The following is a 25,397-nucleotide window of genomic DNA, read 5'->3' on the forward strand; positions in this document are numbered from 1 at the left end:
GCCGGGGATGAGCGTTTGGGCGGGCATGTCCATACCAAATCTGAGTAACGGATCTTGCAACTCCGCAGGCTCGGCCGCCTTCCGTACGCGAGCACCGTGGTCGTCCAGCGGTTGCAGTCGCCGGTCAGGCCGTCGTCCGACGATCAGGCCTGCCACCTGGGCGGATGATGTACCGGCAGCTGCTGGGACGGGACTGCCCTCCGGGCTCCGTCGCGCAGGGCGGTCCAGGTGGGGAGGAGGAGCAGGGCGAGGGCGGCGGTCCAGGCCACGACCGTCGCCGTGATCGAGGCCATCGCGGGTGAGGGAACCAGTTCGCAGGCCTGGTGGCCGGTGCCCCAGCGCACGCAGGCGAAGTGGTCGCGTGCGGTGAACGCGGCCACGGGGAGCAGCAGACCCGCGCCGAGGACGGCGAGAACTCCGTGCAGCGAGCGCAGTTCGTGGTCCGTGTTCCGCCAGGAGACGAAGAAGCCGACGGCGACCTGCAGCAGGATCGCGACAGGCACGAAGTAGAGGGGGAACACCGCGCCGACCAACTGGATCGGCCACGGGAAGACCAGGGCACTGACGACATGCACCACCCACAGTCCGAGCCCTGCGGCGCCGCCGAACACGACGCCCTCCGCCAACGCCCGCAGGGGACGCAGACGTGGCGGCACGAGGAGCGCCGCGGAGACCTCCGGAGACGGGGGCCACAGCAGGAACCGTTCGGGTCCCGCGGCGGGCGCGTCACCACGCGTGCGCCCGAAGAGCCGTACCCCGAGCCCGGCGGCGAGCGGGAGCCCCACGGTGACGGCGACCAGGGCGAGGACTCCCAGCGGGGGTGTGATCACGACGGCCAGGGAGAACACGAAACCGAGGTAGTCCAACGGAGTCGGCAGCAGGTTCAGCGGGCGTGGCAGGGACAGCAGCCCGAAGCCGGGCGTCCCCGCGGCATAGGCGTGCCCGAGCCAGAAGCTCAGCAGCACCACGCCGGTCGCACAGCCGACGACGACCGGCCCGAGCGGGCGCCGGGCGGCGAGCACGACCGGTGCCCACACCCGGGCGGCCACCACGTTCCACCGTACGAACCCGTAGCCGACGGCCCCGAGGAGCAGCCACCAGGCCAGCCGCACCGGGAGCGAGTCGGCGACGCCGAGGGCGAGGGCCGTCCTGTGCCACTGGTCCCCGAACGTGCCGACGACGAGGCCGCAGCCCACGGCGAGACCCGTGCGGTGGGCGTCCGTCCACCTGGCGTGGCTCATATGCGCGGCCAGTGTCACACGCCAGATGCCCGCCGCCACGCCACCACCCAGCAGCACGGCGGGGACGATCGCGCTCAGCGCGCTGCCGCGGTCGGCCAGACTGGTCGCCGCCTCGGTCCACTGCGCCACCTGCCAGTAGACGAGCGAGCAGCACAGGGCCAGCCCGAAGGCCTCCCAAGGGGACACGTCGAACAGCACTCTGGTGTCGCTCAGCGCGGCCAGCCGCTTCGCGGCGGAGGGATGCGTACGCCGGAACAGCGGCCGGCGGAGCGTGGCCGGCTCGATGCCGTGCTGTGCGGCGAGCAGGCGCCGCAACGAGTGGGCGCCGCCCGTCCACACGGCGACCCGGGCGTCCGCGTACAGCTCGCGGTTGCGCAGTACGGCACTGCTGGTGTGGGCGACCGTGACCGCCAGCGCGCACTGGGCGAAGGTGAACAACAGCTGGTAGATCACACCTCCCGGCAACAGCACCCAGCTGACCAGCAGGGCGAAGGGCGCCGTGACGGCCGTCGGGATCGCGAACGCGACGACGAACAGCCGGTAGCAGATGAGGGTGAGGAAGGCGATGTCGACATCGCGGTTGCGCAGGTGCGCGAGTTCGTGCAGGACGATCGCGCGGAAGGCCTCGGGGTCGCGGCCGTGCAGTCGCAGCAGTCCCTCGCCGAGCATCACACAGCGTCGGCCGAGGCGCCCGAAGGCGAGTCCGGTGGGACGCTGATCCCGCCAGTCGACGACGAAGCGCACCCGGCACCGCAGCTCGGCGAGCGCCACCAGTTCCGTGAGTGTGCGCTGGACGTCCGGGTGCGCGTCGCCCCGCAAGGGCCGTAGCCGACGTCGGCGGATCCGGTAGGCGGGGAGCAACCAGTACGTGATGCCGACGGCCAGCCACAGGGCCGCGAGGGCAGCCAGCTCCATGGTGGTCTCGCCGCTCACGTCCGGTGGCGCGCAGCGGCGGGCGAATTCGGCGGGATCGGCGGCCGTCTCGGCGAAGTTCGAGGACGCGCATTCGAGGGACCTGGTGATGGAGCCGAGGTCGCCGCCGAGCCCGAAGTACCTCGCCATGCCGACTGCTCCGCCGATGGTCGTCGCCATCGCCACCGATGTGCTCAGAATGAGCAACGCGAACCGCAGGGACGTTCCGGACGGTAATCGGAACGGGTGCACCGCCACCGGGTTGCCGAACCCCGATCTGATCGGCCCCTCCCTCACGAGGGGCCGTCCTCCCCGTCCCGGCTGTCCCGGGTCAGTGCGTCGCCCCCCGGAGCGCGGCCGCCCCGCCCACCGACGAGCGCACCCAGGATGGCGTCGGCGAGGAGCTGTGCCTGGTCCGGCGGCAGGCCCAGCGCCACTCCCCGGTCGTGGGCGACGCGCCGCAGCAGCTCGAAGTCCGCGGGCCCGGCCTCCCCGGCGCCCGCTGCCACGAGCCGTGCGGTGCCCGGTGCCGCGAACGGGTTGTCCGCGGCACCGGCCGAATCGCCGGCCGACCGGCTGTCCGGGGCGCCGCCCGCATCGCCGTCCGTACGCTCGTCCGCCCGTGCACCGCGCCTTCGCCACCAGCCTCGTCTGCGCTCCTCACGCATGACGTCGGTGGCGATGTTCCCGGCGACGGTCGCCGCGACCGGCAATGCGAACGCCGTCAGTGTGGAGACGACGATGGCCTCGATGCCGATGCCCAGCGGCTCGGGCCGAGCCTTGCGGCTCGCTCGGGCCGGGTCCTCGAAGTAGGCGTCGGCCGTCTCGTCGAAGAACGCCAACTCCTCCGGAGCCAACCGCCGTACGGCCTCCCGCGCCAGCTCCCGCACCCGCGCCGACCCGTCATGCCCCGAAGCACCCACCGGCGGGCCCCCGTCCCCCTGATCGCCAGTCCCGTCGGCCCCAGTATCTCGCTCAACTCAGGTCGCGTACAAGGCGTTTGGAGTCGGTGCGGCACCGCTGTGCGCGTCCGGCCCCGGTGGCGTGGGAGGCTTACGGCGGCCGAGGCCGCCGACGGCCGGGCTCCGCCGCCCAGGGGGACGGGCAGGCTCCGCCACCGTGCCTCGCGGCTGGTTCAGCCCTGGCGCGGGTTCGGCTTCAGCACGGCGAACACCGCCTGTCCCGGGTCCGCCAGCCAGGCGATGCGTCCGACGTCCGGCACGTCCGTGGCCGGCATGAGCACCGTCCCGCCGTTGCCCTGCACCGCGGCGGCGGTGGCATCGGCGTCGGCCACGGCGAAGTACGGCACCCAGCGGGTCTCCTCCCGCTCGTCCTGAAGCGGAGCCACCCCGCCGAAGGACCCCTCCTGCTGGTCGCCTTCCTCGATGCTGAGCACCCGGTACGTCATGCCGGGTGCCTCCATCTCCTGTGAACGCCAGCCGAACAGCGCACGGTAGAAGCCGATCGCGGCTTCCGGATCGCCCACGTGCAGTTCCACCCACACCAGCGTGTTGTCCTTCGAGGTCAACTCCAGGCCCTTGGTCCGCCCGGGCTGCCACACGGCGAACCGCGCTCCCTGCGGGTCGGTGAACTGGGCCATCCAGCCCTCGCCCATGACGTCCATGGGTTCGGCACGCACACCGCCCCCGCCGGCGACCACCTCGCGGGCGGTGGCCTGGATGTCGTCGCTCTGGAAGTACGTCGTCCAGGCCGACGCGGCGCCCTCCTCGGTCAGCGGCCCGACGGCACCGACGGTCCTCCCGTCCTTCTGGAAGAACCCGTAGCCGCCCGCCTGCGGCCCGGCGGACACGAACTGCCAGCCGAAGACGGCGCCGTAGAAGGCGGCAGCCGCGTCCGTGTCCGGGCTGCCGAGGTCGATCCAGTTGGGTGACCCGGTGCGGAAGTCGGTGCCGAGCATGCGTTTCCTCCTGCGTGCGGTGCGAGAACCCCGCCACTATGCCGAGCCCGTGGACAGGGCCCGGCGCACCGGCCCAGCGGGCCCGTGGGTTTCACCCGGGGGTGGGAAGGAAACCCCCGGTCGCTGCTTCCGGTTGAGCCATGTGCCGACTCGGTCGAGCGGCGCTCACCGCTTCCTCGGCTCCCTCAGCCTGTACGGGCCGCTGCCAGGGTGGTCCACTGGCGGGCGACGGTAGGGCTCCAGCCACGGAAGGCGGCGCCGTCGCCTTGAACCCGCCCAGGCCGCCCACCGCTACGTGATCAAGAAGCCGATCGAGCGGACGGAGCGCGCACCGGCGGCCCCGTGCAGGCAAGCGATCCCAGTGATCTACGTCACTCCAGCCTGTTTCCCTGTGATGTTCGCCGGTCCGGCCGCGCTGGGTGGATGGGTCACCCCTGTGACGGGTGTGCCCTCCGTGACTTGTTCTGTGGCCCTTGCCGGCCCTCGAGGGGTGGAAACGTCGTGAGTCGTCGTACGTCGCATGCGTACAGACCGCTGAGTCTCAAGCGTCGGGCGTGGCTGACGCTCGGTGCCGTGGTCCTGGGAGGCGGGGGCGTGGTGACGTATGCCGTCGCCAGCCCCTCCGACCACGGGGCGGCCGGCCGTGCCAAGCGGCCGGTGAAGGTCTACGACCTCACGCTGAAGGGCACCGAAGCGGGCAGGCGGGAGCTGCCGCGCACGGACACCGAGCAGTTCTCGATGGTCGGCGTCTCGTGGACGGGCGGAGCCAAGCGGCTCGACGGCACGGCGCAGGTGCGCACCCGCAGCCTTGAGACAGGTGAGTGGAGCGCCTGGCGCGACCTCGAAGTGAACATCGACCCGCTGGAGAAGCCCGGTCCCCGCGTGCGCGGTGCCTCCGAGCCCCTCTGGGTCGGCTCCTCAGACGGCGTCCAGGTACAGGTCGTCCGCAAGAACGGCACCACCGGTCCGCTGCCCAGGGGACTCGAGGTGAACCTGGTCGACCCGGGCGTGGTGACCGAGGCCGAGACCAGGTCCACCACCAGTGAGCCGGCCGCGTTCGTCGCCGACACGAGTCCCGGCGCCACGCCCACCGACTCGACCGCGCCCACCGACTCGGCCGCGCCCACGGACTCCGTGGTACCCGGCGACGGCACCACCGCCACGCCCACGGACGGTCAGACCACCACGTCCCCGGCGCCGACCGACTCGGCCACGCCCACGACCACCCCGTCCGACTCGGTGTCCGCCTCACCCACGACGAGCGCGCCGTCCGCCACGCCGTCCGCACCGCCGTCCACCGTGCCCGAACCGCCGATCACCTCGCGCGCCGACTGGGGCGCCGACGAGTCGCTCAGCCCCGATCCGTCGGAGTACAACGCGAACGTCAAGGCCGTCTTCGTCCACCACACCGACGGGGCCAACGACTACTCCTGCGCCGACTCCGCGTCGATCGTGCGGGGCATCTACGCGTACCACACGCAGGTCAACCACTGGAACGACATCGGCTACAACTTCCTCGTCGACAAGTGCGGCACCATCTTCGAGGGCCGCAAGGGAGGCGTCGGCCTGCCGGTGCTGGGTGCCCACACCTACGGCTGGAACCGGGAGTCCGCGGGCATCGCGGTGCTCGGTGACTACACCTCCACCAGCGCCACCAACGCCGCGCTGACCTCGATCGCCCGCGTCGCGGCCTGGAAGCTCGGCCAGTACGGCGCCGATCCGGCCGGGACCGTCCAGCTCACCGCGGGCGCGACCCAGACGAACTACTTCGGCACCGGCTTCACCGCGGGCAGCAAGTACACCTTCCAGCGGATCTCCGGCCACCGTGACGGCTACAACACCCAGTGCCCCGGCGGGTCCCTCTACAACCAACTGCCGACCGTCCGCGCCTGGGCGTCCGGCCCGGTGCAGGGCCTGAAGGTCGCCTCGGTCGGCGGCGCGGGCCTTTCCGGCTCGACGTTCTACACCAAGGGCGCCGTCACGGTGCGCTGGACGGCCACCACGCCGTCCTCGCTCATCTCGAGCTTCAGGCTGCTCGTCGACGGCAAGACCGTCGCCACCGCCCCCGGCTCCGCCACCTCCGTCGGTGCCACCCTTGCCCTGGGCAGCCACACCGTCGCGGTGCAGGCCGTCCACCAGTCCGGCAAGACCGCCACCAGCGCTTCGGTGAACGTCGTGGCCGAGACGACGGCGCCGACCTTCACCACCACCCCGACGCTCTCCCTGCGCACCGGCACGGTCAACACCACCGCTGTCCCGGTCACCCTCGGCTGGAAGGCCGCCGACAACACCGCGCTCAGCTCCGTGAAGCTGCTGTCGCCGACCACGGCCACCTTCGGTCCGACCACCACCGGCTCCGGCCGCACCGCCACGTCCGGCACGGCCACCACCTGGTCGATGCGTGCCTACGACTACGCCGGCAACTACCGCACGGTCTCCCCGGCGTACACGCCGGTGATCCTCCAGGAGAGCTCCGCCACCAAGTCCGGCAGCTGGACCACTCGTTCCTCCAGCAGCTACCTCGGTGGCAAGTCCTACTCCAGCGGCTCCAAGGGCGCCGGCCTGACCTGGACCTTCACGGGCCGCTCCGCCGCCTGGGTGGTCTCCCGCGCCTCCAGCTCCGGCCAGGCCTACGTCTACGTCGACGGCACCAAGGTCGCCACCGTGGATCTGAAGTCGTCCACCACCCTCTACCGGCAGGCGGTCTGGACCAAGACCTGGTCCAGCAGTGCCAAGCACACCGTGAAGATCGTGGTGGTCGGCACCAGCGGCCGTCCCACCGTCACCACCGACGGCCTCGTCTACATCAAGTGACCCCCGGCGCCGCCGACGTGGCGGCGTGCCGTCCGACCGGCGCATGCGGGACCGCATGCGCCGGTCGGCGTATGCGCGCGTTCGTCAGTGCTTCCGCGGTCGGTCGGTGCTCCCGCTGTTCTCAGCGCCTGGCGGCCGGCAGGGACCGCCACTCGGAGGCATGCGCCGGGGCGAGGTCCACCCTGGCCGACCGCAGGGCCGGCGAACCGGTGGTGGGAGCGCACAGAGCCTTGGCCACGAACGTGTTGACGGCGTCGTCGATCGGGCCCGGGGTCACCGTGCCGTCCGCGGCGAGCTTGTCGTACTTCGACAGGTTGTAGGCGAGGGCCATCTGCCGGCGGCCGTCCGGGCTGGAGAGCGCCCATGTCTCGGCGCCGAACACCGCGCCGCTGTGGCCCCAGAACGTGCCGCATCCCCAGTCGAACCGTATGAGGCCCAGACCGTAGTGCCCGATCACGTTGTCCTGGGCGTCGGTCATCGGGACCGTCGTCTTCATCTCGGCCAGCTCGGCGGCGGGGAGCAGTCGGCCGGTGAGCAACTGCCGGTAGAAACGGTCGAGATCCGCCATGGTGGAGACGACGGCGCCGGCGGTTCCGGCCCAGGACATGTCGTAGACGCTGTAGTCGCGCGGTGGATCGATCAGTCCGTAGAAGGACTCGTACAGCTTCGGGTGCGGGCCGGTGATGCGCGGGCCCCTGGGGAAGTAGGTGTGCCGCAGACCGGCCCGGCGGATGACGTTGCGCGTGATGTACCGCTCGGGGTCCTCGCCGGTGAGCTTGCCGAGCAGCAGCCCCGCGATGATGTAGTTCGTGTTGGAGTACGACCACTTCTCGCCGGGAGCGCCGGTCGGCGGAGCCTGCACTCCCATCCGGACCAGCTCCCGGGGGTCGACGTGCCGGAAGCGGTTCTCGTCCAGGCTGCTCGTGGACAGCGTCTGCAACGACGGGAAGGCGTAGAGGACGTAGTCCCCGATACCGCTGGTGTGGTTCAGCAGCATCCGCACGGTGATCCGGTCACCGCGCTGTCCGGGGACGAGCCCGGGGAGGTAGCGGGAGACGGGCGCGTCCAGGTCGAGGCGGCCCGCGGCGACCTGCTGGAGCAGGGCGACAGCGGTCATCGACTTGGAGATGCTGCCGATCCGCTGCTCCATGTCCGGCGTCACCGGACGGCCGGTGTCCCGGTCGGCGACACCTGCGGCACCGCGCCACGCGGTGTCGCCGTCCCGCACGGCCGCGTAGGTGCCGTACATGCCCGCGGTGTGGATGGCCTCGAGTGCCTCCGCCAGGGCCGCCCGGTCCGTGCCCGGCCGGTGGGCGGCGGCGGAGGTGGCCGGGCGGGTGGCCGCCTGTGCCTGGGGGAGCGCGGCAGCCGAGGTGACAAGGGCCGCGGCACAGGTGAGGGCGACGGCCCATCCCCGTCCCGTCGCGGCCGGGCGCCGCTCGTGCCGGCTTGCTAAGTGCATGGTCGTCTCCACAGTCTCTCTGCGTGCGGGAACCGGGAAAGATCCTCACGGTGATCTTCGCCGGGGCGCTGGTGAGGGGCATCGTGCACGCGGAGGAGCGGGGGTACTACCGGCGGACGAGCGGATTTCGGTCAGGCGGTCACGACCGGGCGACGGAAGGGCCGGGACGGGCGCGGCACCGCACACCGGCCCCGTGAGTGTGCGCGTTCCATCCGGTAAACGATAGAAAGGGGATATGACTGGAGAATCCGGTCGATCTGCGCGCCGCCCAGGCCGCTCGCTGAGCGTGCGCAGTCTCGCCGGGCAGGTCTTTCTCCTGCAGTTCGCCGTCGTGGTGCTGCTCGTCGCCGCCACGGTGGTGGCTCTCGTGGTGCAGGCCCGGCGCGACAACATGGCGGACGCCCGGAACCGCACCCTCGCCGCCGCCCAGACGTTCGCCAACTCGCCGGGGATCGTGGCCGCGCTGAACAGCCCGCATCCGAGCGCGGTGCTCCAGCCGCGTGCGGAGGCGGCGCGGAAGGCCGCGGGTGTCGACGCCGTCATCGTGTACCGGCTGGACGGGATCACCCTCACCCACAGCGATCCGCACCAGATCGGCAAGCATGTCATCGGGCCCTACGCACAGGCCGCGGCCGGCAAGCCGTTCACCAGGACCTTCCAAGGGTCCCTGGGGCTCTCGGTGATCTCGGCGGTCCCGGTCAGGGCCCCCGACGGCTCGGTCGTCGCCATCGTGTCCGTTCCCGTCACGGTCGAGAAGCTGCAGCACCGGGTGGACCGGCAGCTGCCGGTGCTCTTCGGCGGCGCCGCCGGGGCGCTGGTCATCGCCGTGGGCGGGTCCGCCCTGGTGAGCCGTCGCCTGCGGCGGCAGACCCATGGCCTGGGCCCGACCGAGATGACCCGGATGTACGAGCACCACGACGCGGTCCTGCACGCCGTGAGGGAAGGCGTACTGATCATCTCCGCCGAGGGCGGGCTGCTGCTCGCCAACGACGAGGCACGGCGGCTGCTGGACCTGCCGGCGGACGCCGAGGGACGCCATGTCACCGATCTGGGCCTCGAGGAGGACCTGCCCGGACTGCTGGCCTCCGACCGCCCGGCCACCGACGAGGTGTACCTCGCGGCGGACCGCCTGCTGGCGGTCAACAAGCGGCCCACCGCTCCCCGCGGACCGGCCGGCAGCGTGGTGACGCTCCGGGACACCACGGAGCTGCTCGCGCTGTCCGGACGGGCGGAGGTGGCGCGCGAACGCCTGAAGCTGCTCTACGACGCCGGGGGCCGGATCGGCACCACCCTGGACGTGAAGCGCACCGCCGAGGAACTGGCGGAGGTGGCGGTGCCCCGGTTCGCGGACGTGGTCACCGTCGAACTGCTGGACCCGGTCCTGTCCGGCGGGGAGCCCTCCGCGGCGAACCCCGACATGCGCCGGGTCGCGCTCGCGGGCCTGCACGACGACCGTCTCCTGTACCCCGTCGGCGCGCGGGTCCGGTTCATCCCCGCCCACCCCGTCGCCAGGGCGATGCAGAGCGGAGGAGCGGTCCTGGTCAGGGAGCTGGGCGCGGACGACAGCTGGGTGGCCCAGGACGCCGTACGGTCCCGGCGCATCCTCGACCACGGCATCCACTCCCTGCTGGCGGTCCCGCTGCGGGCCCGCGGGGTGGTGCTGGGAACCGTCGACTTCTGGCGGGGGCGGGCCTCCCCGCCGTTCGACGAGGAGGACGTGTCCTTCGCCGAGGAGCTGGTCGCCCGGGCCGCGGTGAGCATCGACAACGCCCGCCGCTTCACCCGTGAGCACACCATGGCCGTCACCCTCCAGCACAGTCTGCTGCCCCGCGGGCTCCCCGAGCAGTCCGCCCTCGACGTGGCCTACCGCTACCTGCCCGCGCAGGCGGGAGTGGGTGGCGACTGGTTCGACGTCATCCCGCTGTCCGGCGCCCGGGTGGCCCTGGTCGTCGGCGACGTGGTGGGCCACGGCCTGCACGCCGCGGCGACCATGGGCAGGCTGCGGACCGCCGTGCACAACTTCTCCGGCCTGGACATGCCGGCGGACGAGCTCCTGGGCCGACTGGACGAACTGGTGGCCCAGATCGACGCCGAGGAGGTCACCGCGGGGGAGGACGGGCAGGGGATCGCCGGGGCGAGCTGCCAGTACGCCGTCTACGACCCGGTCTCCGGGCAGCTGGCGATCGCCACCATGGGCCACCCGGGACCGGCGGTCGTCCATCCCGACGGGAGCGTGGACTTCCCTCCCGTGCCCGTCTCTCCGCCCCTCGGACTGTGCACCGGTCTGCCCGTCGAGAGCACCGAGCTGACCGTGCCGGAGGGGTCGCGGCTGGTGCTCTTCACCGACGGCCTGGTCGAGGACCGCGACCGCGACCTGGACACCGGCCTCGCGGCCCTGGGCGCCGCCCTGGCCGGACCCGACCGCACCCCGGAGGCCACCTGCGCGAGGGTGATGGAGGCGTTGCTGCCCGAGCGGCCCACGGACGACATCGTGCTGCTGGTGGCGCGCACCCGCTGTCTCGGCCCCGACCGGGTGGCCGAGTGGCAGGTGCCCCGCGACCCGGCGGCGGTGGGTCCGGTGCGCACCGCCTGCGCCCGCCGGCTGACGGAGTGGGGTCTGGAGGAGAACGTCTTCACCGCCGAGCTCATCCTGAGCGAGCTGATCACCAACGCCGTCCGCTACGGCGGCGAACCCGTCTCCGTCCGGCTGCTGCGTGATCGGGCGCTGATCTTCGAGGTGGCGGACGGCAGCAGTACCTCACCGCGGCTGCGCCGGGCGAAGGCCACCGACGAGGGGGGCCGGGGACTGTTCCTGGTCGCCCAGTTCGCCGAGCGCTGGGGCACCCGCTACACGGGCACCGGCAAGGTCATCTGGGCCGAACAGTCCCTCCACGGCGGCGCCGCGCCGGGCGCCGAGGGGCTCGGCGAGATCCTGCTCGGCCAGTGGGAGGACACGGCCCTGTGAGGGCGCGGCGCACACCGCCTCACCTGCGCGATCGCCCGGCGTGGGTACGCTGGCCTGGATGACCGAAGAGCCGACGCGGTATCCGTATCGCGGCTGAGGGATGGAGAGTTTCCGAACTCCACGATCGCGCCGCCCGCACCCCGTCTGGAGTCGTCGTGACCGCACCCCGTGGCCGAGTTGCAGCCGTCCTCGGCTGCCTCGCCCTCACGGCACTGTCCCTGAACGCCTGCGGCGGCCCACCGGCCACCCGGCTCGAGAAGCCGGCGTCGGCGACCTCCGCGCAGAACGCGGGCGGCATGCGGGCCCTGGCCGCCGCGGCGAAGAAGGAGGGCAGGCTCACGGCGATCGCGCTTCCGCGTGACTGGGCCGACTACGGCGGCCTGATCGACGGCTTCCAGAAGAAGTACGGGATCAAGGTGACCGTCCAGAACCCACTGGGGCACAGCCAGGACGAGATCAACGCCCTCAGAAGCAGCGGGACGCGGCCGACCGCTCCGGACGTGATCGACGTCGGCGACACGTTCGCCCGGACAGCGGCGCGGCAGAACCTGCTCGCGCCGTACAAGGTAGCGGCGTTCGACGCGATCCCCGGCAACCAGAAGGACCCGGGGGGCCGCTGGGCCAACAACTACGGCGGCTACATCTCGATCGGCTGCGACGCCCGGCGCGTGAAGCCCTGCCCGCAGACCTTCGCCGATCTGCTGAAGCCCGCCTACAAGGGCATGGTCGCCCTCGAGGGCGACCCGACCCGGTCGGAGACCGCCTTCGCCGGCGTCTACGCGGCCGCGCTGGCCAACAACGGGTCGTTCGACGACATCGGGCCCGGCATCGACTTCTTCGCCAAGCTCGAGAAGAGCGGCAACTTCAACCCCCTTTCCGCCACCTCGGCGACGGTCCGGGACGGCCGGACACCCATCACCATCAACTGGGACTACATCAATCTCCACACCGCCGACGAGCTGCGCGGCAGGGGCGTGAACTGGCACGTCTCCATCCCGTTCGACGGCAGCTTCGCCCAGTACTACGCGCTGGCGGTCAACAGGCACGCCCCGCACCCGGCGGCCGCCCGTCTGTGGCAGGAATACCTGTTCGGCACCGAGGGCCAGAACCTCCGGCTCCGCGGCTATGCCCGCCCGGTGCTCATGGACGTCATGCGGAAGGACGGCACCCTGGACACGGCCGCCGCCGCCCGGCTGCCGACGGTGGAGGGAACGCCGCAGTTCCCGACGGACGCGCAACTGGAGAAGGCGAGGCGCACCGTCGACCGGGACTGGACGGCGGCCGTCTCCGGATGACCGGCGGGTCCTACGGTGAGTCGGTGGACGGCAGCGGCTGCTCGGTCCAGATGGTCTTGCCCGTGGGGGTGTAGCGAGTTCCCCACTGCTGGGTCATCTGGGCGATGATGTACAGGCCCCGGCCGCCCTCGTCGTCGCTCGCGGCGTGGCGCAGGTTCGGGGCGGTGTGCCCGGGGTCGGACACCTCGCAGATCAGGCTGCCCGAGGTGAAGCCGGTGATCGGCTCCGCGCGGATCAGACGCACCTGGATCGGGCCCCCGACGTAACGGATCGCGTTGGTGACCAGCTCGGTCACGATGAGCTCGGTGGTGAACACGAGGTCGTCGAGACCCCAGTCGCCGAGCTGCTTGCCGACGGTGTTGCGGACGGAGGCGACCGCTGCCGGGTCCGCCGCCAGCTCCCACTGCGCGAGCCGGTTGCGGTCCAGCAGGCGGGTGCGGACCAGCAGCAGCGTCGCGTCCTCGTCCACCGGCCCGGGCAGCAGCGTGGCCACCGCCCGGTCGCACAGCTCCTCCAACGGCTCGCGGTGATCGGCGAGGGCCCGGGCGAGCAGGCCGCGCCCGACCTCTGGGCCGTCCGCCGCCTGGAAGAGGCCGTCTGTGAAGAAGGCGAGAAGGCTGCCCGGTTCGAGCCGCAGTTCGGTGGACTGGTAGGGCGGTCCGGTGCCTCCGAGAGCCGGGCCGGGCGGGAGTTCCGGGTAGTCGGCGACGCCCGTGTCCGGCGCGACGACCGCCAGGGGCGACCGGCCCGCCCGCGCCAGGCTGCACTGTCCCGACACCGGGTCGTACACCGCGTACAGGCAGGTCACCCCGTGTGCGCCCTCGACGTGCCGGCCGCGGCCCGCAGGGCGTCCGGCCGGGCGCTCGTGCGCGGTCTGCTCGACCAGGTCGGCCAGCCGGGCGAGCAGTTCGTCCGGGGCCAGATCCAGCCGGGCCAGTACGCGTACCCCCGTGCGCAGGCGCCCCATGGTGGCGGCGGCCCGCAGCCCGTGGCCGACCACGTCCCCGACGACCAGGCCGACCCGGGTGCCCGACAGCGGGATGACGTCGAACCAGTCGCCGCCCACCCCGGAGCCGTTGTCGGCGGGCAGATAGCGGCTCGCGGCCTGTACGGCACTCTGCTGCGGCAGGCGGTGCGGGAGCAGGCTCCGCTGGAGCTTGAGCGCCGCGGTGTGCTCACGGGTGATCACCAGCATCAGCACGAAGCCCAGCAGCAGAGCTCCCAGGCCCACCACGGTGACCCCGCCCGTCGGGCCGATCACCGGCAGGTCGACGACCGTCGAGCCGTAGCGGGGGTCCGCGTAGACGCCGAAGGCGGCGTAGAGGAACAGCCCGAACATGATGAGCCCGCCGAGCCCCGGCAGCACGCCCTTGCACAGCAGGTCACGGACGCTGCGGGTGAGGACCCTGCGGTGGTACCACAGGCAGGCGAAGCCGGTGAGCCCGTAGTAGAACGCGATCGCGAGGCCGACCGATTCGACCGAGTCGGCCAGGAAGTCCCGGCTGAACGAGGACAGCAGGAGCAGAACGGCGATGGAGAGCGCCCCCATGCCGACGGTCGACCAGGTCGGGGTGAGGAACCGGCGGTGGATCCGGGCGAAGTGGGCGGGGACCGCCTTGTGGACCGCCATGGAGAACACGGTCCGGGCCAGCGGCAGGATGGTCGTCTGGGTGGAGGCCAGCGCCGAGGTCAGCACCATCAGGATCAGCAGCCGGGAGAACACCAGCCCCGGGCCGTGGCTGCCGAAGACGGCGTCGCCCAGCCCGGAGAGCACATCGCCCGAGTTGCCGGGGTTGCCCAGCCCGATGCCCGAGCTGCCGACCCCGGCGAACGCCTGCGCGGACGTCGACACCAGTGCGTAGGTGACCAGGAGCAGCACGGTGGAGACCACCGCGGCCCGCCCGGGGACGCGTGTGCTGTCGACGGTTTCCTCGTTGACCGTGACGGCGGTGTCCCAGCCCCAGTAGATGAACACCGCCGCGAGGAGGCCCGAGGTCAGCGCCTTCGCCGAGGACACCTGGAAGGGGTCGAACCAGGAGGCGGAGACGTGGATCGCCGTCGGGGGAGCGCTGGTGTAGACCCTGACCAGCGCGGTCACCGCGAACAGGACCAGTACCGCCACCTCGACGCACAGCAGCCAGCGCTGGAGGGCGGCCGAGATCTCGATGCCGATGTAGCAGACGGCGGTGAGTACGACGATCCAGACGATGCCCGCCACGGTGGTCCACACCCGGCTCATCGCCAGGGCGTCCAGGCCCACCAGCCGGAAGCCGTAGATCCCGGCGATCTCGGCGAGGTTGGCCAGGACGAGGATGTCCGCCACGATCAGGCCCCAGCCGCCCATCCAGCCGGTGCGCGGCCCGAAGGCACGGGTCGCCCAGGTGAAAGCGGTCCCGCAGTCGGCGTTGGACGCGTTCAGCTCCCGGTAGGCGTACGCGATCAGCAGCATCGGGACGAACGCCAGCATGGTGACGATCGGGGCCTGCAGCCCCACACCCGCCACGATGAGGCCCAGCGTGGCCGCGAGGCTGTACGCCGGCGCGGTGGAGGCCAGCCCGATGACGACCGAGGAGAACATGCCGAGGGCGCCGCTCTTGAGCCCTTTCCGGCCGGGCCCCGTGCCGGGGGCGGGACTGCCGGCGGGACGAGTCGAAAGTGCGGCCCTGTCACCCACCTTGCCCATTATGTGGAGAATCGGCAGGGAGCGCTTCTTCGTCACCGCGCCCGGCGACCCGGCCGGGGAGGCCGTCCCGGGTCCGGTGGTCTCAGGGGCCGGCAAGCCCCGTCTTCAGGCCCGCCCCGCACAGCGGCAGCACCGCGCTGCGGGACCCGAGGACCCCCTCCCGTACGGCCGCCCAGCAGGCCACACCCGTCGACTCCACGTACAGGCCCCGGGACGCCAGGTCGAGTTGGGCGTCGCGGATCCGGTCCTCGGTCACCGTCAGGAACGTGCCGCCCGAGTCGCGTACCGCGCGCAGGATCTGGCGGGCCCGGGGTGGGCGCGGGATCGCGATCCCCTCGGCGGACGTCGGCGTCGCGGGGGTGATGTCCACCAGGTCCTCGGCGCCCTCCTCCCACGCGCGTGCCAGCGGGGCGACGGCCGCCGCCTGCACCGCGTAGAGCGCCGGGCGGCGGTCGAGCAGCCCCGCCCCGTACAGCTCCGTGATCGCGAGGGAGGCGCCCAGCAGCAGCGTGCCGTTGCCGACGGGGAGCACGAGCACGTCCGGGAGCCGCCCGCCGAGGTCCTCCCACAGTTCGTGGACGTACGTCTTCGTGCCGTGCAGGAAGTAGGGGTTGAAGACGTGTGAGGCGTAGAACACCCCCGGCTCGTCCGCCGCGTCGCGTGCCACCCGCGCCGCCGCCTCGCGCCCGCCCTCGACGGGCACCACCCGCGCGCGGTGCGCCTCCATCTGCTCCAGCTTCTTGGCCGGGGTGCCTTCGGGGACGTACACCGTGCACGGCAGCGCGGCCCGGGCGCAGTACGCGGCGATCGACGTGCCCGCGTTGCCGCTGCTGTCGGCGATCACCTGCCGGGGCTGCAGGCGCAGCGCGAGTTCGGCGAGCAGCACCGCGCCGCGGTCCTTGAAGGACAGCGTCGGCATCAGGAAGTCCAGCTTCGCCGAGATGCCGTCCGTCAGCTCCACGAGCGGTGTACGGCCCTCGCCGAGGCTGATCGAGGGAGCCGCGAGCGGCAGCGTCTCCGCGTATCGCCACAGCGAGTTCACCCGGCCGCCGAGGGACTTCAGCGGGGCGGGCGTCGGAGCGAAGTCCAGGTCCAGCGGGCCGCAGCAGACGGGGCAGCACCAGGCGAGCGACTCCGCGGCCACTCGGGTGCCGTCCGTCGGGCAGTAACAGTCCGGCAAAGGTGTCATGCGAGAAGGCTAGTTGTCGGCCTTCCTGACTCTCTGTCATGAGGGCTGTCCGGCTTCCGCGTCCGGGGCAGGTGTGACGGCGTCCATAACGGGGAGAAAGTGCCTGGGTAAAGCCCTCGGCGCGGAGAAGTCATCACATCGGGTGATTCTTTGGCCCGTGCTTGCATGGCGGAACCGACGGTTGCCACGCTGTTGCTGTCTGTACAACCTGATGGGAGCGGCCAGTGACTTTCGGTGAGCAGCCGGCGTATCTGCGTGTCGCGGGTGATCTTCGCAAGAAGATCGTCGACGGTCTGCTGCCACCACACACCCGGCTGCCGTCCCAGGCCCGCATCCGCGAGGAGTACGGCGTCTCGGACACGGTCGCCCTGGAGGCGCGCAAGGTGCTGATGGCCGAGGGGCTGGTGGAGGGCCGCTCCGGGTCGGGCACCTACGTCCGGGAGCGGCCGGATCCGCGGCGCATCGCCCGCTCCGGGTTCCGGCCGGAGAGCGGCGCGACCCCGTTCCGCCAGGAGCAGGCGGACGCCTCCGCGCGCGGGACCTGGGAGTCGCACAGCGAGCAGACGGCCGCGAGCGGCGCGATCGCCGAGCGGCTCGCCATCCAGCCGGGTGACCGGGTGATGTGCACGAAGTACGTGTTCCGGGACGCGGGCGAGGCGATGATGCTGTCCACGTCCTGGGAGCCGCTCGCGCTGACGGGGCGCACCCCCGTGATGCTGCCCGAGGAGGGCCCGCTCGGCGGCATGGGGGTCGTGGAGCGGATGGCGGCCATCGACGTGATCGTGGACAACGTCACGGAGGAGGTCGGCGCCCGCCCGGGCCTCGCGGAGGAGCTCCTGGCCCTGGGCGGCGTCCCCGGCCATGTGGTCCTGGTCATCCGGCGGACGTTCTACGCCTCGGGCCGCCCGGTCGAGACGGCGGACGTCGTGGTGCCGGCGGACAGGTACCGAGTGGCGTACCACCTGCCGGTGAAGTAGTCGGAAGCCGTTGAAGTAGTCGCGAGTGGGACGGCGGCCCGCCTCCGGGACCCCCACTGCACCCGCCTCCGCGCCCCCACGGCGTCCGCCGCCGAAAAGCCTCACCCCGGCCGTCGCACCCGGCCTCCCCAAGTCGCCTTCCCGGCCCTCCGGTTGCCCGCTGCCCAGGCTGTCCCGCCGCTGCAATCCGGCCGTTTCTCGCCGCCCGACCCCCCGGCGCTCCGCGCTGCTCTGTGTGCACCAGGGGCGTGTTAGGGGGCGCGTGTGACGGCGCGCGCTCCCTCTGTCATGGCTGGTTGCGTACCTCTTTGTGAAAAGTCGGATTCGCTGCGTGAAGGTAAGGCGTAGGCTCAGGCATATGCGCAGTGCGGTTTCCCTGGTGGGCGAGGCGAAGCCGGGGACGGGACATGGGCGGGCAGGGGCGGGAAGGAGCGGTGGGGCGCGATGAACGACAGCACGGTCACTCTCCCCTGGCTCGTCATACGGCAGGACGACAACGGCAACCGCTACCGCGTGGGCAGGTACGCCACCCGCGCCGAGGCCCAGAAGATCGTGGACAGCCTCGGCGACCGCGGCCACAAACAGCTCTACTGGGTCGAGCGCATCGGGCAGAACGGAGGCGCGTGAGCCGCGCCCCTCGCGCGCGGGTGACCCGTCCCGCCTGGGTGGCCCGTCGCGCGGCTCCCGTAGGCTCCGGCGCATGACGCAACCGATCGTGGTGGTCGGCGCCGCCCTGCTGGACGGTGGCCGCCTCCTGGCCGCCCGCCGCAGCGCACCCCCGGAACTCGCCGGCCGCTGGGAGCTGCCCGGCGGCAAGGTCGAACCCGGAGAAGCCCCTGAGCAGGCCCTCGTACGCGAGCTGCGCGAGGAACTCGGTGTCACGGCCGAGCCGGTCGCTCGTGTCCCGGGGGAGTGGCCCCTCAAGCCCGGGTACGTCCTGCGCGTGTGGACCGCCCGCCTCGTCGCCGGCACCCCCGAGCCCCTCCAGGACCACGACGAGCTGCGCTGGCTGACCCCCGAGCAGGTCCGGGACGTCGACTGGCTCGACCAGGACGTCGCGGCGGTCGAGGCGGTACGGGCCGCGTGGCGGCCGCTCCCGCGCCACGGCGCCTCGTAGAGCCTCGACCGCAGGACCTCCGGGCGGGGCGCGGCGGTTCGACGGCCGTGCCCGGACCGTGTGAACTCGGGCTGATGTGCATGGATACGGTAAAACCTGTGCTCGTCGTGTGTGCGGGCCCCGTGGCCGCGCAGGCCGGAATGCCCCCGTCCCCACCTGCGGAAAAGCCGCAAGCCGCGCCCCGCGCGGGGGTGTCCCGGTCTCTCTGCCGCTGGTGGTGATGGGACTGGTGTTGCTCCAGGGGCTGGCGCCCCATACGCCGTTCGTGCCACAGTGCGCCCCAGTGCGCGGTAAGGCGCCATTGATATCGGGTATGTGCCCATTAACCCCACGAAACCGGACATGGGTGGGCTTCTGGCCTGGGAAGTGATCGGCGTGCTCGACACCCAAGGCGAAAGCGCCGAGTGGACATTCCCCGCTGACCCCGGTGCGGTCCGCACCGCCCGCGCCGTCGTCCGGGGCCAGCTGCGCACCTGGGGTCTCGACGAGCTCGGTGATGTCGCCGCGCTGCTGGTCAGCGAGCTGGTCACCAACTCGATGCGGCACGCCACCGGCCCCATCGGCGTCCGCCTCGTCCGGGCCGCCGCCCCCGTGCCCACCCTGCTCGTCGAGGTCTCCGACCCGCTCCCCGACCTGCCCCGCGAGCGCAAGGCCCGCTCCGACGAGGAGGACGGCCGCGGTCTGCAGCTGGTCGCCCACTCCTCGCGCCGCTGGGGCACCCGGCCCGCGGACACCGGAAAGACGGTCTGGTTCGAGCTCGCGGTTCCCCGTTGACCGCGCTCACCCGGTGCACGGCAGCGCGCCACCCGCGCGGTCGGCGGGGCGCGCACCGACCGATCGGATCGAGCCAGGAGCGCGGGCGGCGTTCTTTGGTTCGAGCGGGCATCACCTGGTTAGAAGACTGGGAGTATGGCCCGGCCGGTCCAAAAACCATCGGGATCGTGCTGTGATCGTGAACACCGTGTTGTGCGGCACCGTAGTGCTGGATACTGCGGGCAGCCGCCCCCGGTGACCGGTGCCGGACGCGGTGAGCTGGAGGGGACGGTTCGCGTGAGCGAGATACCAGCGAAGGCCACGGAGTCCGAGGACCCGTCGGACGGCGCGAGGGGCGGGGGCGCGGTCGATGCCGCCGCGGCCGTCGAGCCGCGCGACCCGGCGGGCGGCCCCCTTTGGCAGAGCAGTCCGCCCGGCTCCATCTACGACTACATCAAGGTCGCCTCGTTCTCCCTCGGTCCCGACGGGCTCGTCGACCAGTGGAGCCTGCGCGCCGAGCGTCTCTTCGGCATCCCCGCCGAGCGGGCCGTAGGCATGGACCCCATCGAGGCGTTCGTCGCCGCTGACCTGCGCGAGCGCGGTCAGCGCAAGATGGCCGAGATCCTGGACGGCCGTGAGTGGACCGGCGTCATCCCCTTCCGGCTGCCCGACGCGGAGCGGACCGAGGGGCTCGCCGAGGTCTACGTGATGCCCACCACGACCGAGGACGGCGAACAGGGCGCCGTGTGCATCATCGTCGACGCCCGCACCCTCCGCAGCATCGAGACCGACCTTGCCGCCTCGCAGGCGATATTCGGCCAATCTCCCTTCGGCTTCCTGCTGATCGACACGGACCTGCGGGTGCGCCGCGCCAACGAGCGGTTCGCCTCCACGTTCGGCGGCACGCCCGCCGACCACCGCGGGCGCACCGTCCACAACTACCTGGAGTCGCCGGAGGCCGAGCGCGTCACCGCCACGCTGCGGCGCGTCCTGGAGACCGGCCAGTCCATCACGGACATGCACATCACGGGATTCGTCCCCGGCTCCGACGAGCGCAGGCACTGGTCCGTCAACCTCTACCGCGTGCACAGCGGCACCGGGCGGCCCATCGGGATCGCCTGGCTCGGAACCGACATCACCGCGCGCCGCGCCGCCGCCCGCGAGGCCGCCGCCGCCCGCCGCAACCTCGCCCTGCTGAACGAGGCCGGCGCCCGTATCGGCAACTCCCTCGACCTGGAGACCACCGCCCGGGAACTCCTCGACGTCGTCGTGCCCGGTTTCTGCGACCTCGCCACCGTCGACCTCTACCAGGGGCTCCTGGCCGGCGACGAGACACCGCCGGGCCTGCCCGACGGCAGCGCCGAGCTGCGCCGCGTCGCGTTCGCCAGCGCCGTCTCGGACGCGCCCCTGCCCGGCGGGCACGCGCCGGTCGAGGTCGGCGCGGTGCACCACTTCTCCTTCAACTCGGCCTTCGCCGACGCCCTGCGCACCGCGCGCCCCCGGCACATCTCCGCCGAGGACGGCGGGCTGATCCAGTCCACCCTCGCGGTCCCGATGGTCGCGCACGACACCGTGGTCGGCCTCGCCCAGTTCTCCCGCACGAAGGGCAGCGAGCCGTTCGGGGAACGCGACCGCGCGCTCGCCGTGGAGCTCGCCGCGCGCGCCGCGGTCTGCATCGACAACGCGCGCCTGTACCGCCGCGAGCACGAGCGGGCGCTGATCCTGCAACGGTCCCTGCTGCCCCCCGGCGACCCGGAGGCCTCCGGCCTGGACATCGCCTGCCGGTATCTGCCGGGCAACGCGGCCACCGGACGGCCGAGCGAGGTCGGCGGCGACTGGTTCGACGTCATCGAACTCCCGGGCCACCGCACCGCGTTGGTGGTCGGCGACGTCATGGGCCGGGGCCTGCGCGCCGCCGTCGCCATGGGGGAACTGCGCACCGCCGTGCGCACGTTGGCCCAGCTCGACCTCGAACCGGCCGAAGTCCTCGCACAACTGGACGAGATCGCGCGCGGCCTGGGGGCGCCCGGAGGCGTCCAGCAGGCCACCCGTGCCGCGCGCCGGCCCCGGGAGGCCGACCTGTCCGAGGTCTACCTCGCGACCTGTGTGTACGCGGTCTACGACTCGGTGACGCGCCGCTGCACCTTCGCCAACGCGGGCCATCTCCCGCCGGTGCTCGTCGAGCCGGGCGAGCCCGCGCTGATGCTGGACGTGCCGCCCGGGATGCCGCTCGGCGTGGGTGGCGAGCCGTTCGAGGAGGTCGAGGTCGAACTCCCGGAGGGCGCTCTGCTGGCGCTCTACACGGACGGTCTGGTGGAGTCCCGCGACCACCCCCTGGACGAGGGCCTGCAGGCGTTCGTCGGCGCCCTCACCGACCCCGCCGACCCGTCACCCGACCACCACCCCTCAGCGACGGCGCTGCGCGCCGACACCCATCGAAATCTGGAGGACGTCTGCGACCACGTCCTGAACACCCTGGACACCCATCACGGCGAGGACGACATCGCGTTGCTGATGGCACGTGTACAGGGACTGCCGGCCGACTCCGTCGGCGACTGGACGCTGCCCCGCGAGCCGCGCAGCGTGGGCAGGGCCCGGGAGTACGCGCGCGCACAGCTGCTCAGCTGGGACCTCGAACCGCTGGTCGACACCACCGAACTTCTCGTCAGCGAGCTGGTCACCAACGCGTTGCGCTACGGCGAGGGCGAGATCAGGCTCCGGCTGCTGCTGGACCGGACGCTGGTGTGCGAGGTGTGGGACTCGGGCCTGGTCCAGCCGCGCCGCCGCCGCGCCCGGGACACCGACGAGGGCGGCCGGGGGCTGCAACTGGTCGGCATGCTCTCCGCGGCCTGGGGCTCGCGCCGTACGCCGCGCGGCAAGACGGTGTGGTTCGAACTCCCGTTGCCGGGCGGTGAGGGCGGCGTCACGGACCCGGCGGAGGCGTTGCTGAGTCTGTTCTAGGCGCCGGGTCCGTGTTTCCCGGCCGGGGCGCGCTCTGGGCCGGCGCCCTCCGGAACAGCCCGCCGCCGTTCCTGCGCCCCCGGGTGGCCGGCCCACCGAAGCTCGCGGGTCCACCCTGGCCGGCCGGGTGGTGCCGCGCTGTGAGCAGGATGCCGCCGAGCACCGCGCCGCCCGTCCACAGACCCTCGCCGTACGGCGTCCCGTGCGCCCGTACGTCCCGCTCCGCGAGCCGGCGGGCCTCCCGGGCGAGTGCGTCGGCCTCCCGCGCGTCGGCGAGGGCGTCGGCCGGCGCGGGGACGGGCGGCACAGCGGTGTTCGCCGCCCCGCGCAGCCGCCGCTCGGCCTCGGCGAGCCGCGTCCGCGCCTCCCAGCCGACGGCGCCGCGGTGCGTGGCCACATGGTCGGCGGCCGCCCCGACGGTACTGCGCGCGACGAGCACGGTCCGCTCGAGCCGCTCCAGCGCGCCGGAACCCCGCGCCACCCGGTGCAGGGCCCGGTCCAGCCCCACGGCCACCTGCTCGATGCGCCGCAGCGCGCCCAGGGGGTCGTAGGGCCCCTCCCCGTTCCGCTCCTGCCGCACCCGCGCCGCAACCGACTGCCCGTGGGCGATCGCCCGGGCGGTGTCCGTGCCCAGGAGCCCGCGGGCCTCCGCGAGGTCGGCCTCCACGCCGGTCAGGGCCGTGGGCAGGCGGTCCGCCGCCGCCGTCAGGTCCGCGGCGAGCCGGACCACACCGTCCAGGAGGACCGCCGCCTGGTCGGTCGCGGCCTCGGCGGCGCGCAGCAGGGCCACCGCGTCGTCCGTCGCGCCGTCCCGCATCGCCTGCCGCGCCCGGTGCAGCACGGTCGTGGCGAAGAGCAGCCGGTCCTTCGTCTGGTCTTCGTGGCCGGCCACCGGCAGACAGGCCGACAGGGCGTACCGCGCGCGTGTCTCGGCGAGTGTGCGGTCCGCGTCCGGGACCCGCGCCGTCACCTCCCGCAACCGTGCCTCGGCACGCTCCAGTGCCTCGCCCGCGGTCCGCTCCAGCGCGCGGATCCGGTCGAACTCGGGCGCCTGAGCGTCCAGCCGCCGCCCGGCCGCCCCGCACCGCTCGACGATCTCCTCCAGCAGCCCCCGCGCCTGCACCTCCCCGTCGTCGAACCGCTGCCGCAGCCGGAACGCCTGTGCCAGCTCCACCGCGGCGAACTCCACCGCCTCGGCGCACTCCCGTACCGCCGCTTCCCCGAACGCCTCCGCCGCGCGGCCGAGTTCCTCCCGGCTGGTGCGCACACAGTCGTCCGTCTCGACGAGCAACCGCCGGGCCCGCCGGTCGAGTTCGTCCAGCGGCACCACGGTGGGCAGCATCCCGCCGGGTGTCGTACGGGTCGCCGCGCGCAGCCTGCGCCGAACCGACGCGTACGCCGCCACGGCGACGGCGGCGAGCGCGGCGACCAGCGGCAGCACGAGATCCCCGGTGGAGGTGTGGTGCGGTACCAGCACCACGGCGAACACGACAGGCACCCTCCGCACGGGTCGGAACACGGCGGCCGGGCGCGGCCGGCGTCGACGGTGGGGCGGCGTCACATTTCGGAGCGTATGGCTGAATACGCGGCGCCGCGACCGGGATGCGGCGCCTGATGTACGGGGGACGGATCTGGTCCTGACCGGCGGTTGGTGCCATGATCAGGCCAACGAACCGCCGGGGGCCCGATGCTGCACATCACCTCACTGATCGCCGTGTATGTGGTCGTGGTGCTCCACGCCGTCGCGGGCGTCCTCGTCCTCACGACCGGCCGGGTCGCGCCGTGGGCGCGGGGGAAGGTGCTGCGGCCGCATCTGTGGGGCTTCGGAGCGCTGTTCTTCGCCGCCGGCTTGGGGCTGTGCCGATACGCCTCCACCGTGCGCGACCTCACCGTCCTCGACATCCTCTTCTCCATCGGCCTGCCCCTGATGATCTGTGGCGGATTGCTGCAGTTCCTGGGCGCACGCGTCGACCGCGGGCCCGCATGACGCCCGCACGGACACCCCTCACCCGCGACGAGCTCGCGCCCCTGGCCCGCGAGGCGCTGGGCCCCACCCGCCGCCTGGACACCGTCACCCGGCTGCGCGGCGGTTCGAAGAAGGGCGTCTACCGCCTCACCCTCGACGACGCCTCCACCGCGATCGCCTACGTCTGGTCACCCGACGAGGACTACTGGGACGCTCCGCCCGCCGACCCCCGCGACCCCTTCTCGCACGCCTCCGGTCTCGACCTGTTCACCGCGTCGCACGACCGTCTGACGGCCCTCGGCATCCGGACACCGAGCCTGCTGTTCGCCGATCCCACCCACAGGCACCTGCCTGCCGACGCCGCGATCGTCGAGGACCTCGCCGGCGGCACCCTGGAAGAGCTGCTGCGCCGCCACCCCCACGCGGCCACCGGCCCGCTGAAGGACCTCGCCGCCGACCTGACCGCGATGCGCGCCCACACCGCTCCCCGCTTCGGCAAGGTCGCCGTCGTCGACGACGGCGGATCCGCGCACGGCACCTCGTGCGAAGCCGTCGTACGGGACCGCGCGCTGCGGGACACCGAGGAGGCCGCGGCCCGCGAGCCCCGAGTCGCGGCCGTACGCGACCGGCTCGGCCACCGACTGCACGAACTCTTCTCGGCGGTGCGCCCCCGCGCCCGCCACACCGTCGTCCACGGCGAACTCGGCCCGGACCACGTCCTGCTGGACGCGGACGGCCGTCCGGCACTGATCGACATCGAAGGACTGATGTACTTCGACGCCGAGTGGGAGCACGCCTTCCTCCGGCTCCGCTTCGGGCCCCACTACGAGGCCCTGCGCACCGACGACCTCGACGAGGACCGGCTGCGCCTGTACTGCCTCGCGCTGCACCTCTCGCTGGTGGCGGGCCCCCTCAGGCTCCTCGACGGCGACTACCCGGAACCGGGGCCGATGCGGGGCATCGTGGAACACAACCTCGAGCGTGCACTGGAGTTCGTACGACGGTGAACGGCATGCACCGGGTGCTGGTGGGGGTGGCCGCGGCGGCGTCGGTGGCGGGCGCGGCGGTGGGTGTCGCCGCGATCGCGACGGGCTGGGTGCCGCCGTGGGGCGCGAGCAGGATGATGCGGCCGAGGCTGTGGGGA

At 72.7% G+C, this 25,397-nt stretch carries 17 protein-coding genes; 10 read left to right on the top strand and 7 right to left on the bottom strand.

From position 1 onward, the window contains the following. Positions 1-143: 143 nt before the first annotated feature. From C3488_RS06785 to C3488_RS06795, 3 genes are all read right to left on the bottom strand, one after another. A complete protein-coding gene (locus tag C3488_RS06785) occupies positions 144-2,333 on the bottom strand; it encodes a M48 family metalloprotease (protein ID WP_146067838.1) in 2,190 nt (729 codons plus the stop codon). Positions 2,334-2,446: 113 nt separating this feature from the next. Further along, a complete protein-coding gene (locus C3488_RS06790; protein ID WP_146067839.1) occupies positions 2,447-3,076 on the bottom strand; it encodes a hypothetical protein in 630 nt (209 codons plus the stop codon). 212 nt (positions 3,077-3,288) lie between these two features. Next, a complete protein-coding gene (locus C3488_RS06795; RefSeq protein ID WP_103838402.1) occupies positions 3,289-4,071 on the bottom strand; it encodes a VOC family protein in 783 nt (260 codons plus the stop codon). A gap of 738 nt (positions 4,072-4,809) precedes the next feature. Here C3488_RS06795 and C3488_RS06800 point away from each other — a divergent pair. Continuing rightward, positions 4,810-6,885 (top strand): peptidoglycan recognition protein, encoded by a 2,076-nt coding sequence (locus tag C3488_RS06800; protein ID WP_258053316.1) that lies wholly within the window; start codon positions 4,810-4,812, stop codon positions 6,883-6,885. A 121-nt stretch (positions 6,886-7,006) separates the two neighbouring features. Here the strand turns inward: C3488_RS06800 and C3488_RS06805 are convergent, their stop codons facing one another. After that, entirely contained in the window at positions 7,007-8,347 is a 1,341-nt protein-coding gene (locus tag C3488_RS06805; protein WP_103838446.1) for a serine hydrolase, read from the bottom strand. A gap of 235 nt (positions 8,348-8,582) precedes the next feature. Between C3488_RS06805 and C3488_RS06810 the strand changes: the two genes are divergently transcribed. Together C3488_RS06810 and C3488_RS06815 are read left to right on the top strand one after the other, a co-directional pair. Beyond that, positions 8,583-11,312 carry a SpoIIE family protein phosphatase gene (locus C3488_RS06810; protein ID WP_103838404.1) on the top strand — a complete coding sequence of 910 codons (2,730 nt, stop codon included), beginning with the start codon at positions 8,583-8,585 and terminating at the stop codon, positions 11,310-11,312. Positions 11,313-11,467: 155 nt separating this feature from the next. Next, positions 11,468-12,607 (top strand): ABC transporter substrate-binding protein, encoded by a 1,140-nt coding sequence (locus C3488_RS06815; RefSeq protein ID WP_103838405.1) that lies wholly within the window; start codon positions 11,468-11,470, stop codon positions 12,605-12,607. Between the two features lie 10 nt (positions 12,608-12,617). On the opposite strand, the gene C3488_RS41355 is transcribed toward C3488_RS06815, so the two are convergent. Both C3488_RS41355 and C3488_RS06825 read right to left on the bottom strand, forming a co-directional pair. Then, positions 12,618-15,281 (bottom strand): SpoIIE family protein phosphatase, encoded by a 2,664-nt coding sequence (locus C3488_RS41355; RefSeq protein ID WP_374955402.1) that lies wholly within the window; start codon positions 15,279-15,281, stop codon positions 12,618-12,620. 91 nt (positions 15,282-15,372) lie between these two features. After that, entirely contained in the window at positions 15,373-16,479 is a 1,107-nt protein-coding gene (locus tag C3488_RS06825; RefSeq protein WP_103838406.1) for a threonine synthase, read from the bottom strand. 224 nt (positions 16,480-16,703) lie between these two features. Between C3488_RS06825 and C3488_RS06830 the strand changes: the two genes are divergently transcribed. The 5 genes from C3488_RS06830 (at position 16,704) to C3488_RS06850 (ending at position 22,287) form a co-directional block, all read left to right on the top strand. Beyond that, positions 16,704-17,456: a GntR family transcriptional regulator gene (locus tag C3488_RS06830; RefSeq protein ID WP_103838407.1), complete on the top strand. Its 753-nt coding sequence runs from the start codon at positions 16,704-16,706 to the stop codon at positions 17,454-17,456. 444 nt (positions 17,457-17,900) lie between these two features. Then, the gene (locus C3488_RS06835; protein WP_103838408.1) at positions 17,901-18,083 is read left to right on the top strand and encodes an SPOR domain-containing protein; all 183 of its coding nucleotides are present in this window, start codon (positions 17,901-17,903) and stop codon (positions 18,081-18,083) included. Between the two features lie 73 nt (positions 18,084-18,156). Continuing rightward, positions 18,157-18,573 carry a (deoxy)nucleoside triphosphate pyrophosphohydrolase gene (locus C3488_RS06840; protein WP_103838409.1) on the top strand — a complete coding sequence of 139 codons (417 nt, stop codon included), beginning with the start codon at positions 18,157-18,159 and terminating at the stop codon, positions 18,571-18,573. A gap of 342 nt (positions 18,574-18,915) precedes the next feature. After that, a complete protein-coding gene (locus C3488_RS06845) occupies positions 18,916-19,347 on the top strand; it encodes an ATP-binding protein (RefSeq protein ID WP_103838410.1) in 432 nt (143 codons plus the stop codon). Between the two features lie 276 nt (positions 19,348-19,623). Further along, positions 19,624-22,287, top strand: a complete 2,664-nt coding sequence (locus tag C3488_RS06850; RefSeq protein WP_103838447.1) for a SpoIIE family protein phosphatase — start codon at positions 19,624-19,626, stop codon at positions 22,285-22,287. On the opposite strand, the gene C3488_RS06855 is transcribed toward C3488_RS06850, so the two are convergent. Then, positions 22,250-23,776 (bottom strand): fibrillarin, encoded by a 1,527-nt coding sequence (locus C3488_RS06855; RefSeq protein ID WP_103838411.1) that lies wholly within the window; start codon positions 23,774-23,776, stop codon positions 22,250-22,252. The two genes, C3488_RS06850 and C3488_RS06855, sit on opposite strands and share 38 nt — an antisense overlap. Before the next feature lie 198 nt (positions 23,777-23,974). Between C3488_RS06855 and C3488_RS06860 the strand changes: the two genes are divergently transcribed. After that, a complete protein-coding gene (locus C3488_RS06860; RefSeq protein WP_103838412.1) occupies positions 23,975-24,274 on the top strand; it encodes a hypothetical protein in 300 nt (99 codons plus the stop codon). Further along, positions 24,271-25,260 carry a phosphotransferase family protein gene (locus tag C3488_RS06865; RefSeq protein ID WP_103838413.1) on the top strand — a complete coding sequence of 330 codons (990 nt, stop codon included), beginning with the start codon at positions 24,271-24,273 and terminating at the stop codon, positions 25,258-25,260. Before C3488_RS06860 ends, C3488_RS06865 begins: the two co-directional genes overlap by 4 nt. Positions 25,261-25,397 lie beyond the last annotated feature (137 nt).

The sequence above is a fragment of the Streptomyces sp. Ru72 genome (assembly GCF_002920635.1).
Classification (GTDB): Bacteria; Actinomycetota; Actinomycetes; order Streptomycetales; family Streptomycetaceae; genus Streptomyces.

Coding starts and splice junctions, on each gene's coding strand:
- C3488_RS06795 (WP_103838402.1), bottom strand. CDS start 4,071: ATGCTCGGCACCGACTTCCGCACCGGGTCACCCAACTGGATCGACCTC.
- C3488_RS06840 (WP_103838409.1), top strand. CDS start 18,157: ATGACGCAACCGATCGTGGTGGTCGGCGCCGCCCTGCTGGACGGTGGC.
- C3488_RS06810 (WP_103838404.1), top strand. CDS start 8,583: ATGACTGGAGAATCCGGTCGATCTGCGCGCCGCCCAGGCCGCTCGCTG.
- C3488_RS06805 (WP_103838446.1), bottom strand. CDS start 8,347: ATGCACTTAGCAAGCCGGCACGAGCGGCGCCCGGCCGCGACGGGACGG.
- C3488_RS06825 (WP_103838406.1), bottom strand. CDS start 16,479: ATGACACCTTTGCCGGACTGTTACTGCCCGACGGACGGCACCCGAGTG.
- C3488_RS06860 (WP_103838412.1), top strand. CDS start 23,975: ATGCTGCACATCACCTCACTGATCGCCGTGTATGTGGTCGTGGTGCTC.
- C3488_RS06835 (WP_103838408.1), top strand. CDS start 17,901: ATGAACGACAGCACGGTCACTCTCCCCTGGCTCGTCATACGGCAGGAC.
- C3488_RS06845 (WP_103838410.1), top strand. CDS start 18,916: ATGGGTGGGCTTCTGGCCTGGGAAGTGATCGGCGTGCTCGACACCCAA.
- C3488_RS06865 (WP_103838413.1), top strand. CDS start 24,271: ATGACGCCCGCACGGACACCCCTCACCCGCGACGAGCTCGCGCCCCTG.
- C3488_RS06785 (WP_146067838.1), bottom strand. CDS start 2,333: ATGGCGACGACCATCGGCGGAGCAGTCGGCATGGCGAGGTACTTCGGG.
- C3488_RS06800 (WP_258053316.1), top strand. CDS start 4,810: ATGGTCGGCGTCTCGTGGACGGGCGGAGCCAAGCGGCTCGACGGCACG.